This window comes from Rhizobium phaseoli (assembly GCF_003985125.1).
Taxonomy (GTDB): Bacteria; Pseudomonadota; Alphaproteobacteria; order Rhizobiales; family Rhizobiaceae; genus Rhizobium; species Rhizobium phaseoli.
This window is the reverse complement of the sequence record NZ_ML133569.1, coordinates 180,567-194,324: the sequence shown is the minus strand read 5'-3', so window position 1 is coordinate 194,324 and position 13,758 is coordinate 180,567. Positions and strand designations below refer to the sequence as shown.

Here is a 13,758-nt window from a genome sequence, read left to right as displayed (position 1 = left end):
GCGATGGGTCGTCCCAGGAAGCGACGGGGCACGTCAGGGGACGATGGTCGTTCCTGAGGTAGGCGATCACGCGGCGGAAAGCAACGTTAGGATGCCGGCCGGGGCGGCCGCAGGCATTTGTTTCGGCTTTTCATTTTCCGTGATGATTTTGACTTTCGTTTGCCAGGCGAGCCGTGTAAACAGCACATCCAACGCAATAAATCGGAGCTGGCGGCGCATGGATGCCCGCGAAATGAAGATCAAGGCCGCCGAGGCCGCACTCGCCCATGTCGAAGAAGGGATGCGCCTCGGGATCGGGACAGGCAGCACGGCGGAAGAATTCGTCCGGCTGCTGGCGGAGAAGGTTGCGGGCGGCTTCAGAGTCGAAGGCGTTCCGACATCCGAACGGACCGCACGGCTCTGCGTCGAACTCGGTGTTCCGCTGAAGTCGCTCGACGAGCTGCCGGCGCTCGATCTGACGGTCGACGGCGCCGACGAGGTCGATCCGGCGCTCAGATTGATCAAGGGCGGGGGCGGCGCGCTGCTGCGCGAAAAGATCGTTGCGGCCGCTTCTGAACGGATGATTGTCATCGCCGACGAGAGCAAGCTGGTCGATACGCTTGGCGCCTACGCGCTGCCGATCGAGGTCAACCCGTTCGGTCTGGTTTCGACGCGGATCGCGATCGAGAAAGTCGCGGCCCGGCTCGGCCTTTCCGGCGAACTCAGCCTGCGCCAGTCGGGTGACGGAGAGTTTACCACGGATGGCGGCCATCACATCATCGATGCATCTTTTGGCCGCATTCCTGATGCAGAGGCGCTTTCGAGCGAGCTGAATTCCATACCCGGCGTCGTCGAACACGGGCTCTTTATCAATATGGCGGCACTTGCGATCATTGCCGGTCCTGCAGGTGCGCGCACGCTGCAGGCAAACAGATAACAGGAGCATACACTCATGATGAACATTGCAGGTCTTGGCCGTTTTGCCGCTGCGACCATCGTTCTTTCCGGGCTTGCCTTCGGCTCCGCCGTCAAGGCGCAGGAAGTCTCCGAGGAACAGCTGAAGGCATCTCGTGCCGCGATCGACGCCATCGGCGCCACGGCCCAGTTCGACAACATCCTGCCCGGTCTCGCCGAGCGCCTGAAGGCCGGCCTGATTCAGGATTCGCCGAATTACCAGGACATCATTTCCTCGACGGTCGACGCGCAGGCGCTGAAGCTGGCGCCACGCCGTGGTGATCTGGAAAAGGAGGCGGCACTTACCTACGCCAAGGCCTTTACGATCGACGAGCTGAAGGCGATTGCCGATTTCTATAATTCCGACGTCGGCAAGAAGCTGCTGCGCGACGGCCCGGTCGCCTCCCGCGAAACGGCCAAGGCTGCCGACATTTGGGCGCAGGGCATTTCGCGCGACCTGGAAAAGCAGAGCAATGCCGAGCTTTCCAAGGTTATCAAGGCACCGCCGCCGGCAACCGACAGTCCGGTCGCTCCGGCACCGGCCGCCCAGCAGTAACGACTGCCACAGAATTTGCGAAAGCCCGGCATCGTCCGGGCTTTTTTGTTATGATGCATCAGAGCCTGGCAAAGGTTGGTGAGGCAGACATGTCCGATCGTTATGAGGCCGTGCGAGTACGAATAACAGGCAGGGTCCAAGGTGTGGGTTTTCGCATGTGGACGCGCGATGAGGCGTTGCGGCTCGGGCTGACTGGCTGGGTGCGCAACGAGGCGGACGGTTCCGTCGCCGCCTTGGTTGCCGGGCCGGACCATGTGATCTCAGCGATGATCGAGCGTTTGAGGCGCGGGCCTGCAGGGGCATCGATTGCTGGCGTGGAGACGGAAACGGTCCGGCTTGAGAAGATGCCGACGGATTTCCGCATCACCTGATGACAGCGGCAATCCGCCAAGGTGGTGTGACGCTCAGTCCCAATCCTTCGAGCTTTTGGCCAATTGCCATGCGCCGGTCTCATCCGGCTCGACGCGCTTGTTGCCGCGGTAGAAAATCGGCATTCCGGTTTTCTTGTCCATCGCAAAGCGGCTCGGCGTGAATTTCTCGTCTTCGTGACCCTCGATGGCGAGATTGAGCGCCTCCTTGAATTTGCCGGCCTTGCACAACTTGGCGAACAGAGTTTGATCCATCTTTTGCTCCGGCATCCTTTTGCGTCTCAAGCATTGCCCTGCCAGCCTCCGCTGGCCGGGTCAACCGCAAATCGGTGACCGGGTCAACCGTCGAACGGTGATCGAGCTCAACATACCCGGTGAGCGGTTCCGATGAAGATTCGGCAATGGGGTTAGGAAGAGGCAGGGCGGGGCTTTTGTTTTCATGAGGATCGCCCCTATATCAGGAACGTCCTTTCCTGCGATTCCCTTCCGGAGTTCCTCATGTCTTCCTACGACTACGACCTCTTCGTCATCGGCGGCGGTTCCGGGGGCGTGCGCGCCGCTCGCGTGGCTGCCTCGCTCGGCAAGAGGGTGGCGATCGCCGAGGAGTATCGCTATGGCGGCACATGCGTCATCCGCGGCTGCGTACCGAAGAAGCTCTTCGTCTATGCCTCGCAGTTTCACGAGCATTTCGAGGATGCGGAAGGCTTCGGCTGGACGGTCGGCGAAAGCAGCTTCGACTGGAAGAAGCTGGTGGCGGCCAAGGATGCCGAGATTGCGCGGCTGGAAGGGCTCTACAAGAAGGGGCTCGCCGGCGCCAATGCCGAGATCCTGGAATCGCGCGCCGAGCTGGTCGATGCTCATACCGTCCGGCTTGCGAAAACAGGGCAGACGGTGACCGCAAAAACGGTCGTCATCGCCACCGGCGGAAGGCCGAACCCGCATGCGGCCCTTCCCGGTCACGAGTTCTGCATTTCCTCCAACGAGGCCTTCCATCTTGAGGAGCTGCCGAAATCAATCGTAATCGCCGGCGGCGGCTATATCGCCGTCGAGTTCGCCAATATTTTCCATGGACTCGGCGTCGAGACGACGCTGATCTATCGCGGCGCCGAAATCCTGTCGCGTTTCGACGAGGATCTGCGGCGCGGGCTGCACGAGGCGATGGTCGCCAAGGGTATACGCATTCTCTGCCACGACACGCTGCAAAAGGTCTCCGAAGGTGAGGACGGGCTGATTCTCGAGACGATGAATAATGGCACGCTGCGGGCTGGCGTGGTTCTGCTGGCGCTCGGGCGCGATCCCAACACCGAGGGCCTTGGTCTGGAGGCGGCCGGCGTCGCTGTCGACGAGCGCGGCGCCATCATCGTTGACGACTATTCCCGTACCAATGTCGAAAATATCTACGCCCTCGGCGATGTCACCAACCGGGTACAGCTGACGCCGGTGGCGATTCACGAGGCAATGTGCTTCATCGAAACCGAGTACAAGAACAATCCGACGCGGCCGGACTACGAGTTGATCCCGACTGCCGTCTTCTCACAGCCGGAGATCGGCACCGTCGGTCTCTCGGAAGAGGAGGCCGGCAAGCGCTACGGCGAACTCGAGGTTTATCGCGCTCAGTTCCGGCCGCTGAAGGCCACGCTTTCCGGCCGGGCCGAGCGCATGATCATGAAGCTGATCGTCGATGCGGCGAGCAGTAGGGTGGTCGGTGCCCATATCCTCGGCCATGATGCCGGGGAAATGGCGCAGCTGCTTGGCATCACGCTGAAGGCCGGCTGCACCAAGGATGACTTCGACCGGACGATGGCGCTGCACCCGACGGCAGCCGAGGAGCTGGTCACCATGTATGCGCCGAGCTACCGCATTCGCGACGGCAAGCGTGTCTAGAACAGTTAGGTCCGGTTCAGCTCTTTAGCTGGTAATGCGTGGCGCGCGGATGACCTTGAGGAAAAGCGCCTTCATCGCATCGGTGATACCGTCGGTCGGCGACACCTCGAAATAGAATCCGGGCGAGGCGCATGCCTGCATTTTCGTCGGGATCTCGCTCTGGAAGGGCTTGATCCAGGTATTGTACCAGCTATTGCTCGGCAACGGCAGATAGGTGGTATAGAGCACGGCGATCTTGACGCCGCGATCCTTCAAGGGCTTGCAGAACGAGGTGTCGATCGGCTCCTGACAGCGGCCCCCGGTTGTCTTCTTGGTGCATGTGGACGGCTTGTAGCTGTCGCCGACGCCATCGGATACGAAGAACAGAATCTTTTCGGCGCTGGTGTTCGACGTGCCGTCACCGGCCGGGTCGATGACCGTGTTCATCTGCGTCATGGCGCTGTCGAAGTTGGTGATCTGGTCGCTGTTGTAGTTCTGATAGGGAATGGTCATCAGATCGACCGCGTCCGTATAGTTCTTCACCTTCGTCAGGTCGGAGGTCAGGCCGGAGATCGTCGTCAGCTTGGCATCCTCGGCCTTGGTGCCGAAAGTGTAGACGCCCATACGGAACTGGTCGCTGCTGACGCGCTCGGCCTTGGCCGTATCGGTCAGCGCCTGGGTCGCCTGGCGCACCACGTCGATGCGCATGGCGACACCGAGGCTTTTGGCGATGGTGTAGTTGTTGGTGCTCTTGTCCATCTGGTGGCAGGCAAAGGCGCAGCCTACCTTGGCCTCCAGCTTTGAAACGTCGCTCGGGGTCGCGCCGACGCCCATGGAGGGCGTATTGTCGAGCAGGATATAGAAATCCATGAAGGCGGCGGTCTGGTATTCGGCAGTCGCCGTGCCGGAGATCGTAATCGAGTCCCGGCCAAAAATTCGCATGAAGGTCGTCGGCACGGTGGCGGTGAAGGAAACCTGCGAATTCAACTTGTTGGCGGTCTTGGTGACGTCGATGCCGAGATCGACATGAACCTCGGCCAGTTCCCCCGACACTTGGGACATGAAGATGTCGCGCGCATCGGTCTTGCCGAGCGAGATCGTGCCGTTGCCGTTCATCGCCATCGCTGCTGCGACCGCGCCGGATTTTTCGGCGATCGAACCGACGGCGGCGGCGTCGGCTGCGGCATAAAGCTGGGTTCTCAGGCTCAGCGCATGGGCGAAATCCACCGCCATGCCTGCCGTCCCGACAAGCGGTACCATGAGCAATGCCGTCATGATGCCGAAATTGCCCGAGCGGTCCGATATGAAACCGGGCGGAAGGATCGCCATGCCATGTCCCCGATGTTGAAACTCTTTCCGCTTCTACATTCAAAGTCTAAAATATGGGGAAATCGACATGGTATATGCCGGTTTAACCGGGCAATGGCCGACTGCGGCGGCCAGACGGGACGCTTTGGGCAATTGATCTTTGCAAGCCGGATCTAAAGGTCTATAAGCCCCCGGATTATCAAGGGTAGGCCGCATTCCAGGAACTGGGGCGAGAACAGGTGAGTGAGATGGCAGAGAATTGGACCCCGAGCAGCTGGCGGCAGAAACCGATCCTGCAGGTTCCCGAATATCCGGATGCAGCCGCTCTGGCGGCAACGGAGGCCACGCTCGCCAGCTATCCGCCGCTCGTTTTTGCCGGCGAGGCGCGCCGCCTGAAGAAGCATCTCGCCAATGTCGCCGAAGGCAACGGTTTCCTGTTGCAGGGCGGCGACTGCGCCGAGAGCTTCGCCGAACACGGCGCCGATAACATTCGCGACTTCTTCCGCGCCTTCCTGCAGATGGCCGTCGTGCTGACCTTCGGCGCGCAGCTGCCGGTCGTCAAGGTGGGCCGCATCGCCGGCCAGTTCGCCAAGCCGCGTTCGTCGAATGTCGAAAAGCAGGGCGATGTGACGCTGCCGGCCTATCGCGGCGACATCATCAACGGCATCGAATTCACCGAGGAGTCGCGCATTCCGAACCCGGAACGCCAGGCCATGGCCTACCGCCAGTCGGCCGCGACGCTCAACCTACTGCGCGCCTTCGCGATGGGCGGCTACGCCAACCTCGAAAACGTGCATCAGTGGATGCTCGGTTTCGTCAAGGACAGCCCGCAGGGCGAGCGTTACCGCAAGCTTGCCGACCGCATCAGCGAAACCATGGATTTCATGAAGGCGATCGGCATCACCTCGGAAAACCACCCGAGCCTGCGCGAGACGGATTTCTTCACCAGCCATGAGGCGCTGCTGCTCGGCTACGAGGAGGCGCTGACCCGCGTCGATTCCACGTCGGGCGACTGGTATGCCACATCGGGCCATATGATCTGGATCGGCGACCGTACCCGCCAGGCCGACCATGCGCATATCGAATATTGCCGCGGCATCAAGAACCCGATCGGCCTCAAGTGCGGCCCATCGCTGCAGGCCGACGATCTGCTGCAACTGATCGACATCCTCAACCCGGCTAACGAGGCCGGGCGGCTGACGCTGATCTGCCGTTTCGGCCATGAGAAGGTTGCCGAAAACCTGCCGCGCCTCATCCGCGCCGTCGAGCGCGAGGGCCGCAAGGTCGTCTGGTCCTGCGACCCGATGCACGGCAACACGATTACGCTCAACAACTACAAGACCCGTCCTTTCGAGCGGATCCTGTCGGAAGTCGAAAGCTTCTTCCAGATCCACCGCGCCGAAGGCACGCATCCCGGCGGCATCCATGTCGAAATGACCGGCAAGGATGTGACGGAATGCACCGGCGGCGCCCGCGCCGTCACCGCCGACGACCTGCAGGATCGCTACCACACCCATTGCGATCCGCGCCTCAATTCCGATCAGGCGCTCGAGCTCGCTTTCCTGCTTGCCGAGCGCATGAAGGGCGGCCGCGACGAGAAGCGCATGGTCGCCAACGGCTGAGACTGGGCCGGACGGATGACGAAAAGCCCGGTTCTCCCGGGCTTTTTTGTTCACAAGGCTGACCTTTCACTCGGCGTCATCCTCGGCCTTGTGCAGCACAAGGCCGAGGATGACCGAGCGTGTTGATGGCCAGCCATATCGACGCTCTGATGGTCGAGCTGTCAGAATTCAGATGCTGGCCTGAACACTGTGAAGGTTCGCGTAAACGCCGCCTTGCGTCATCAGATCGTCATGCGTGCCCTGTTCGACGATGCCGTCGCCCGTCAGCACCAGGATGCGGTCGGCATGGCGGACGGTCGACAGGCGATGGGCGATGACCAGCGTGGTTCGCCCGTTCGCCAGGCTCAGCAGCGCCTGCTGCACCGCCCGTTCGCTCTCATTGTCGAGCGCGCTGGTCGCCTCGTCGAAGATCAGAATCTCCGGATCCTTGAGGAAGGCGCGGGCGATGGTGATGCGCTGGCGCTGGCCGCCCGAAAGCTTGACGCCGCGCTGGCCGATATCGGTATCATAGCCCTGGGGCAGAGCGATGATGAAGTCGTGCGCATTGGCGGCCCGGGCCGCCGCTTCCAGTTCGGCATCGCTGGCGTCGGGCCTGCCGTAGCGCAGGTTGTCCGCTACGGTGCCGGCAAAAAGGTAGACATCCTGCTGCACCACCCCGACATGGCGCCGGAGCGAGGCCAGTGTCACATCGCGGATATCGGTACCGTCGATGCGGATCGCCCCGGCCTCGACATCATAGAAGCGCGGTATGAGTGCGCACAGTGTGCTCTTGCCGACCCCTGAAGGGCCGACCAGGGCAACAAACTCCCCGGGCGCGATGGTGAGCGACAGCCGCTCCAGTACGCGTGGACCATCGGCCTCGTAGCCGAAGGCGACGTCGGAGAAACTGATCTCGCCTCTTGGCACCGGCATCGACTGGGCGGCCGGCCGGTCGGTGATATCAGGAGTGATCTCCAGGATTTCCATGGCTCTGATGAAACCGGTATAGCCCTCCTGCCAGAGCCGCACGAAATTGGCGAGCCGCTGCACCGGATCGACCAGTACGGCGACGCAGAGCAGGAAGGTCAGCATATCCGGGACGGTGAGCTGCGCTGTTAGGATGCGTAAGCCTCCGACGACGATCACCAGTATGGTGACGAGCTGGGCGAAGCTTTCGGTGCCGACCGAAAACCATGCTTCGCTGCGGTAGCCATCGGCGCGGCTTTGCAGAAAGCGACGATTCTGCTCGGCGAAGCGTTCTTGTTCCAGCGCCTCGTTGGCGAAGGACTGGACGACGCGGATTCCCGCGAGCGCGTCCTCCACGCGCTCGTTGACGGCAGCGATCTGCCGTTTGCTGGCTTCGAGCGCGCGGTTCATGCGCCGGTTGAAATAAAGGGCATAAGCCACTGCCGCAGGGGTCAGCAGCAGGATGAGGCTGGCCAATGCCGGATCGATGAAGAACAGCACCAGCATGGCGCCGCCATATTTCAGCACGGCGATAGAGAGATCCTCGGGGCCATGGTGGAAGAGCTCGCCCAACCAAAGGGAGTCATTGGTGATGCGGCTCATCAGCTGGCCGGTGCGCTGGCGGTCGTAAAAGCTGAAGGAAAGCTTCTGGCAGTGCTCGAACAGCTCCTGCCGGACCGTCGCCTCGATGCGGGCGCCCATGACGTGGCCGCGATAATCGACGAAGAAGATCGCGGCTATCTGGACTGCCAGAACGACCAGCATGACGCCGCCCATCAACAGGATCTGGGTGAAGGCCTGCGGCGCATCGGGCAGGGCCAGAAGACGGCTGGTGACGATATTGGCGCAAAGCGGCAGGGCGACCGCCGTGCCGGCAACGAGGATGGCACAAAGCAGATCCGCCAACAGCAGCGGCAGATGCGGGCGATAGTAGGAGAGAAATTTTCGCACGCGCACCCATCGCCGGCCGCGGTCGGCGGTCTCGGGATGGCGCAGAAAAAATTTCAGGAAAGGGTTATGGCGTCGCGAGCTTTTCCTCGCGCGGGAGAACCGAATATTCATGAGGCAGAATGTCCTTGTGGGCGATGTTTCCTTTCTGTTTGGACAGGATCGCTCTCATGACAGTCTCCCACAGGTTGAATGAATTGGACTTACAGTATCGCTGAGAAGCTCGATCAATTCAACTTGGTGACGTGAGGAGATCGGTCGGTGTTGTCGACGGGCAACAGCGGAAGGTCGCCCTGGCCGTGTCGATACGACGCGAGTGAGCTTCAAGTTTTCTGATCTCTCGTTGAACGGAATGGATTTGACGCCCGTGGCGATCGGCGGCAACCTCCAGCAAAATGGAGGAGCGATCATGAGCGAACGGCATACAGGCGGCTGCCTTTGCGGCGCAGTGCGATATTCGATTGCGGGCAAGCTCGGCCCCGTCGTCGGCTGCCACTGCTCCCAGTGCCGCCGGCAGACGGGGTTTTATTATGCCGCGGCGAACGTGCCGCGCGGGGCTCTTTCGGTGGAGGGCGCCGAAGCGGTCCGCTGGTATCGGTCGAGCAGTGAGGCGCAGCGCGGCTTCTGCGCGAATTGCGGCTCGGCATTATTCTGGCAGGGTGATGAATCGCAGGAGGTTTCGGTGCTGGCCGGAAGCTTCGACGAGCCGACCGGGCTTTCCTTCAGTCACCACATTTATTGCACGGACAAGGGCGATTTCTACGAGATCACGGATGGCCTGCCGCAATATGACAGGTATCCGGTCTAGCTTCTGGCGGAAAGCGCGGCGCTGAGGCGAGCGACGTCCTCGCGCAGCGCCGTCAGCTCGGTCAGCACGTGCATATCGATCTTCTGATGCAGGGAGAGCACTTCGAGCTCGGCCTTGAGATTGACTTCGTAATCCTTTGCGGCCTCGAAGCGGTCGCGCTCGGCCTGGCGGTTCTGCGACATCATGATGATCGGCGCCTGGATGGCGGCGAGCATCGACAGGATCAGGTTCAGGAAGACGAAGGGATAGGGGTCGAAGGCGCGGGTCGCCAGGAGGATGGTGTTGATGATCGTCCAGACACCGAGGAATGCCAGGAAGGCGATGATGAAGGACCAGGAGCCGCCGACACGGGCGATGCCGTCGGCGACACGCTCGCCGAACGAAGCTTCGGCGGAGAAGGCGGCATTGACGTCGGTCGAAATGACCTTGCGCTCATGGGCTTTCGCCAGGACGCGTTTTTCGATGTCGCCGAGTTCATCGGCCGGCTTGTCGAAATGATGGTGCATGAAGTTCGAGAGATTAGACATGGCCTGTTTCCGGTGCCCGTTGTCGATGCAGTGGATTTCGGCGCCAGTATTCTGCTCCGCCAGCAAATTGCAATGCGGATCGGTGCCGCAAGGTCATGCTACCGGCGTTCACAAAAAATTCGTCGACGCGATGCAACGCTTTGACCGCCAACGTGTTGCGGTTACGGAAGGCGCAGGCTAAATAAATGACATGACACAGGAAAACGCTCTTTCTGATATCTTCCGCATCGCCATCGGCCAGCTCAACCCAACGGTCGGCGATGTCACCGGCAATCTTGCCAAGGCACGCGAGGCCCGCGTCGATGCGGCCCGGGAGGGCGCGCATCTGCTCGTCCTGACCGAACTTTTCATCTCCGGCTACCCGCCGGAGGATCTGGTGCTGAAGCCCGCCTTCATCCGTGCTTGCTGGAAGGCGGTCGAAAGCCTGGCCGCTGATACCGTCGATGGTGGGCCAGGCGTCATCATCGGTTTTCCCCGGCAGGACGAGAACGGGCGTTATAATTCCGTCGCCGTGCTCGACGGCGGCAAGGTCATCGCAGTGCGCGACAAGGTCGATCTGCCGAATTACGGTGAGTTCGATGAGAAGCGTGTCTTCCATCAGGGCGCCATGCCCGGGCCGGTCAATTTCCGCGGAGTGAGGCTCGGTATTCCGATCTGCGAGGATATCTGGGGCGAGCTCGGCGTCTGCGAGACGCTGGCCGAAAGCGGCGCGGAAATCCTGCTGTCGCCGAATGGTTCTCCTTACTACCGCGGCAAGGTCGATATCCGTCATCAGGTGGTGCTGAAGCAGGTGATTGAGACCGGTCTGCCGTTGATCTATGCCGCCCAGCTCGGCGGCCAGGACGAGCTCGTCTTCGACGGTGCGAGTTTTGCATTCAATGCCGACAAGTCGCTTGCCTTCCAGATGAGCGAGTTCGAGACGGCGCTGGCGGTGACGACGTGGAAGCGCGGCGAAAGCGGCTGGCACTGCGCCGAAGGGCCGATGGCGCGTATCCCCGAGGGCGAGGAGGCCGATTACCGCGCCTGCCTGCTCGGCTTTCGCGATTACGTCAACAAGAATGGCTTCAAGACCGTCGTTCTCGGCCTTTCCGGCGGCATCGACTCGGCGATCTGCGCGGCCATCGCCGTCGATGCACTCGGCGAGGAGCGGGTGCGCACCGTTATGCTGCCCTACCGCTATACCTCGGAGGATTCGCTGAAGGACGCGGCCGATTGCGCCAAGGCGCTCGGCTGCCGCTACGATATCGTGCCGATCGAGCAGCCGGTGACGGGTTTCAGCAGCGCGCTTTCCGATCTCTTCGAGGGCACGGATAGCGGCATCACCGAGGAGAACCTGCAGAGCCGCGCGCGCGGCGTCATCCTGATGGCGATCTCCAACAAGTTCGGCGCGATGGTGGTGACGACGGGCAACAAGTCGGAAATGTCGGTCGGCTACGCCACGCTCTATGGCGACATGAACGGCGGCTTCAACCCGATCAAGGACCTCTACAAGATGCAGGTCTATGCGCTGTCCCGCTGGCGCAACGAGAATGTGCCGCCGAGTGCGCTGGGGCCGTCAGGCGAGGTGATCCCGCAGAATATCATCGACAAGGCGCCGTCCGCCGAACTGCGTCCCGACCAGAAGGACCAGGATTCGCTGCCGCCCTATCCTGTTCTCGACGATATTCTCGAATGCCTGGTCGAGAAGGAGATGGCGGTCGAGGAGATCGTCGCGCGCGGCCATGACGTCGCGACCGTTCACCGCGTCGAGCACCTGCTGTATCTCGCGGAGTACAAGCGCCGGCAATCGGCGCCGGGCGTGAAGATCACCAAGAAGAATTTCGGGCGCGACCGGCGCTATCCCATCACCAACCGGTTCCGGGATCGCTAACGCAATCGAGATCGCTGACGCAATCGATATCAGGGAGGAGCAGACATGCGCAGCTCGGTCGAGATCTATAATGTCAAGACGGGCAGGGCGCGTGAGGTCTGGCAGACTGATCGGCTGGTGGAAGCGCCGAATTTTGCTCCCGACGGCTCCTATCTCCTGTTGAATGGCGACGGGCTGCTCTTCCGGCTGCCGCTCGATGGCGGCGAGGTTATTCAGGTCGACACCGGCTTTGCCGTCAACTGCAACAATGATCACGGCATCTCGCCTGACGGCACCGAGATCGTCATTTCCGACAAGAGCGAGTTCGGCAAGTCGTCGATCTACATCCTGCCGATCGAAGGCGGCACGCCGCGGCTCGTTACGGAAAATCAGCCCTCCTATTGGCACGGCTGGTCGCCGGATGGGCGCCAGCTCGCTTATTGCGGCATCCGCGACGACCTCTTCGACATCTATACGATCTCCGTCGACGGCGGTATCGAGACGCGGCTGACGCATGGCGAGGGCCGCAACGACGGGCCGGATTATTCCGCCGATGGGCAATGGATCTACTTCAACTCCAGCCGCACCGGGCTCATGCAGATCTGGCGCATCCATCCCGATGGCACCGGCCTCGAACAGGTGACTTCGGACAATCAGGGCAACTGGTTCGCCCATCCATCGCCCAAGAATGACAAGGTGCTGATCCTGTCCTACGACCCCAGCGTTTTTGACCACCCGCGCGATCTCGACGTGCGGCTGCGGCTGATGGATATGGATGGCGGCAACCTGAAGACGCTGTTCGAGCTATTTGGCGGGCAGGGCACAATCAATGTGCCCTGCTGGTCACCGGACGGTGACGAATTTGCCTATGTCAGGTATTTTCCGGTGAACTCTTGAGAGCGGCGGACCGCCATTTGATGATGGGGCGGTGAGGTCAGGAAGTTAAGATGAAAGGCCTTTGCCGGATGGGACGAATCATCTGGCCTCATTGATCTCGCTTCCGCCGGGCACGAGCCGCTTTTGCCAAATCGTCGATGAATTTTCCATGACCGAACTGATAACTTAACACTGAGAAGACCATCAGCCATCCAACTACTAGGGTGTCGCCTGACTGGAAATACTCGGTAATGGCTAAGAACGGAAATGTCACCACCGCAAGGATATAGACGTGTCTCAACTTTGTAATGACGCCCTCTGTAGCCTTTGGTGCGATGAAGATGCTATACATCAAGCACAAAGCCAACATTATCTTTCGGCCCGGATCGATGGCGTACGAGATCGTGACGAGCACGGCAATCGGTGCGGCGATAATAAAGGCTCTTCGCGCTGAAGGCGACTTTCTCCGCTTTTCTAGTAGCTCGGCGAGGAAGCGTTTTTGCATATCATCCGCTTTAAAAATTGCCCACGCGATTTTTGGTGAATCGTGGGCCAAACAACGTCGCATAAGTATTGGAGTTGTCGTCGCACAGAGCGCTCGAAGAAATGTAGCGAGCGCGGTTACGCACTGGAGCGCTAACCCTCCTATTCGGGTGGCGCTCCTTTCAAACTCTTTCGAAGGAAATCCCTCGCAATCCAGCTTCTTTGCAACGCTCTCGGAAATTATCGTCGCAGAAAGCAGAGATTGGATATTCCCGAAGGCGAAAGCAATTCGCGGAACCGATGACTTCCGACTTGAGAGCCAGTTCCATCTTTTGCGGATACATCGGAGGGAGATATAGGCCGTAAGCCGAAACTTTGATGTTCGAATTCTCAAGGTCCACCGCTTCTTTGAAAGCTCTTACAACGCTGCCTATCCAAAGCTCTGGAGCAGGCTGACCGTTTCGATAACTCGTTGAACATGGCCTATAGTCCCAAGCATCCGGTGCCAGTTCCTCAAGAAGCGACTTCATCTTGGCCGAGATCAGGAAGAGCCCGTCGCGCATGCCGGAATCATGAGGGGGACGTCCAAGGCGTCTATCGAAGACGAAATGAGGCGGCTCAAGATAGTCGGGAAGTGTCCAGGGCCCCCTTGGCAAGACCCCCGACCGTCTG

At 60.7% G+C, this 13,758-nt stretch carries 15 protein-coding genes; 8 read left to right on the top strand and 7 right to left on the bottom strand.

Annotated elements, in window-relative coordinates; all coding sequences use genetic code 11:
• Positions 1–66: 66 nt before the first annotated feature.
• The gene (locus EFD56_RS32585; RefSeq protein ID WP_016733239.1) at positions 67–219 is read right to left on the bottom strand and encodes a hypothetical protein; all 153 of its coding nucleotides are present in this window, start codon (positions 217–219) and stop codon (positions 67–69) included.
• Here EFD56_RS32585 and rpiA point away from each other — a divergent pair.
• From rpiA to EFD56_RS10850, 3 genes are all read left to right on the top strand, one after another.
• Positions 218–916: a ribose-5-phosphate isomerase RpiA gene (gene rpiA, locus EFD56_RS10860; protein WP_126905213.1), complete on the top strand. Its 699-nt coding sequence runs from the start codon at positions 218–220 to the stop codon at positions 914–916. The two genes, EFD56_RS32585 and rpiA, sit on opposite strands and share 2 nt — an antisense overlap.
• Positions 917–931: 15 nt before the next feature.
• On the top strand, positions 932–1,489 hold the full coding sequence (locus EFD56_RS10855) for a DUF2059 domain-containing protein (protein WP_004676114.1): 558 nt from the start codon (positions 932–934) through the stop codon (positions 1,487–1,489).
• 89 nt (positions 1,490–1,578) lie between these two features.
• Positions 1,579–1,860: an acylphosphatase gene (locus tag EFD56_RS10850; RefSeq protein ID WP_126905212.1), complete on the top strand. Its 282-nt coding sequence runs from the start codon at positions 1,579–1,581 to the stop codon at positions 1,858–1,860.
• Between the two features lie 33 nt (positions 1,861–1,893).
• Here the strand turns inward: EFD56_RS10850 and EFD56_RS10845 are convergent, their stop codons facing one another.
• The gene (locus EFD56_RS10845; protein ID WP_004676116.1) at positions 1,894–2,112 is read right to left on the bottom strand and encodes a hypothetical protein; all 219 of its coding nucleotides are present in this window, start codon (positions 2,110–2,112) and stop codon (positions 1,894–1,896) included.
• Positions 2,113–2,355: 243 nt separating this feature from the next.
• On the opposite strand from EFD56_RS10845, the gene gor reads away from it, so the two are divergent.
• Complete coding sequence (gene gor / locus EFD56_RS10840) at positions 2,356–3,741, top strand: glutathione-disulfide reductase (protein WP_126905211.1); 1,386 nt, start codon at positions 2,356–2,358, stop codon at positions 3,739–3,741.
• Between the two features lie 24 nt (positions 3,742–3,765).
• On the opposite strand, the gene EFD56_RS10835 is transcribed toward gor, so the two are convergent.
• Positions 3,766–5,049, bottom strand: a complete 1,284-nt coding sequence (locus EFD56_RS10835; protein ID WP_126905210.1) for a pilus assembly protein TadG-related protein — start codon at positions 5,047–5,049, stop codon at positions 3,766–3,768.
• Between the two features lie 227 nt (positions 5,050–5,276).
• Between EFD56_RS10835 and EFD56_RS10825 the strand changes: the two genes are divergently transcribed.
• The gene (locus EFD56_RS10825; protein ID WP_003579666.1) at positions 5,277–6,650 is read left to right on the top strand and encodes a class II 3-deoxy-7-phosphoheptulonate synthase; all 1,374 of its coding nucleotides are present in this window, start codon (positions 5,277–5,279) and stop codon (positions 6,648–6,650) included.
• Positions 6,651–6,818: 168 nt separating this feature from the next.
• Here EFD56_RS10825 and EFD56_RS10820 read toward each other — a convergent pair whose 3' ends face one another.
• Positions 6,819–8,657: an ABC transporter ATP-binding protein gene (locus EFD56_RS10820; RefSeq protein WP_126905209.1), complete on the bottom strand. Its 1,839-nt coding sequence runs from the start codon at positions 8,655–8,657 to the stop codon at positions 6,819–6,821.
• A gap of 295 nt (positions 8,658–8,952) precedes the next feature.
• Here EFD56_RS10820 and EFD56_RS10815 point away from each other — a divergent pair, with 295 nt between their 5' ends.
• Positions 8,953–9,351: a GFA family protein gene (locus EFD56_RS10815; protein ID WP_064828871.1), complete on the top strand. Its 399-nt coding sequence runs from the start codon at positions 8,953–8,955 to the stop codon at positions 9,349–9,351.
• On the opposite strand, the gene EFD56_RS10810 is transcribed toward EFD56_RS10815, so the two are convergent.
• A complete protein-coding gene (locus tag EFD56_RS10810) occupies positions 9,348–9,878 on the bottom strand; it encodes a DUF1003 domain-containing protein (RefSeq protein WP_010005854.1) in 531 nt (176 codons plus the stop codon). The two genes, EFD56_RS10815 and EFD56_RS10810, sit on opposite strands and share 4 nt — an antisense overlap.
• 190 nt (positions 9,879–10,068) lie before the next feature.
• Here EFD56_RS10810 and EFD56_RS10805 point away from each other — a divergent pair, with 190 nt between their 5' ends.
• Positions 10,069–11,748, top strand: a complete 1,680-nt coding sequence (locus tag EFD56_RS10805; RefSeq protein WP_085742621.1) for an NAD+ synthase — start codon at positions 10,069–10,071, stop codon at positions 11,746–11,748.
• A gap of 45 nt (positions 11,749–11,793) precedes the next feature.
• The gene (locus EFD56_RS10800; RefSeq protein ID WP_085742620.1) at positions 11,794–12,624 is read left to right on the top strand and encodes a TolB family protein; all 831 of its coding nucleotides are present in this window, start codon (positions 11,794–11,796) and stop codon (positions 12,622–12,624) included.
• A gap of 88 nt (positions 12,625–12,712) precedes the next feature.
• Here the strand turns inward: EFD56_RS10800 and EFD56_RS10795 are convergent, their stop codons facing one another.
• Positions 12,713–13,159, bottom strand: a complete 447-nt coding sequence (locus EFD56_RS10795) for a hypothetical protein (RefSeq protein WP_126905208.1) — start codon at positions 13,157–13,159, stop codon at positions 12,713–12,715.
• Between the two features lie 109 nt (positions 13,160–13,268).
• On the bottom strand, positions 13,269–13,742 hold the full coding sequence (locus EFD56_RS10790; RefSeq protein ID WP_225881602.1) for an imm11 family protein: 474 nt from the start codon (positions 13,740–13,742) through the stop codon (positions 13,269–13,271).
• Positions 13,743–13,758: the final 16 nt, after the last annotated feature.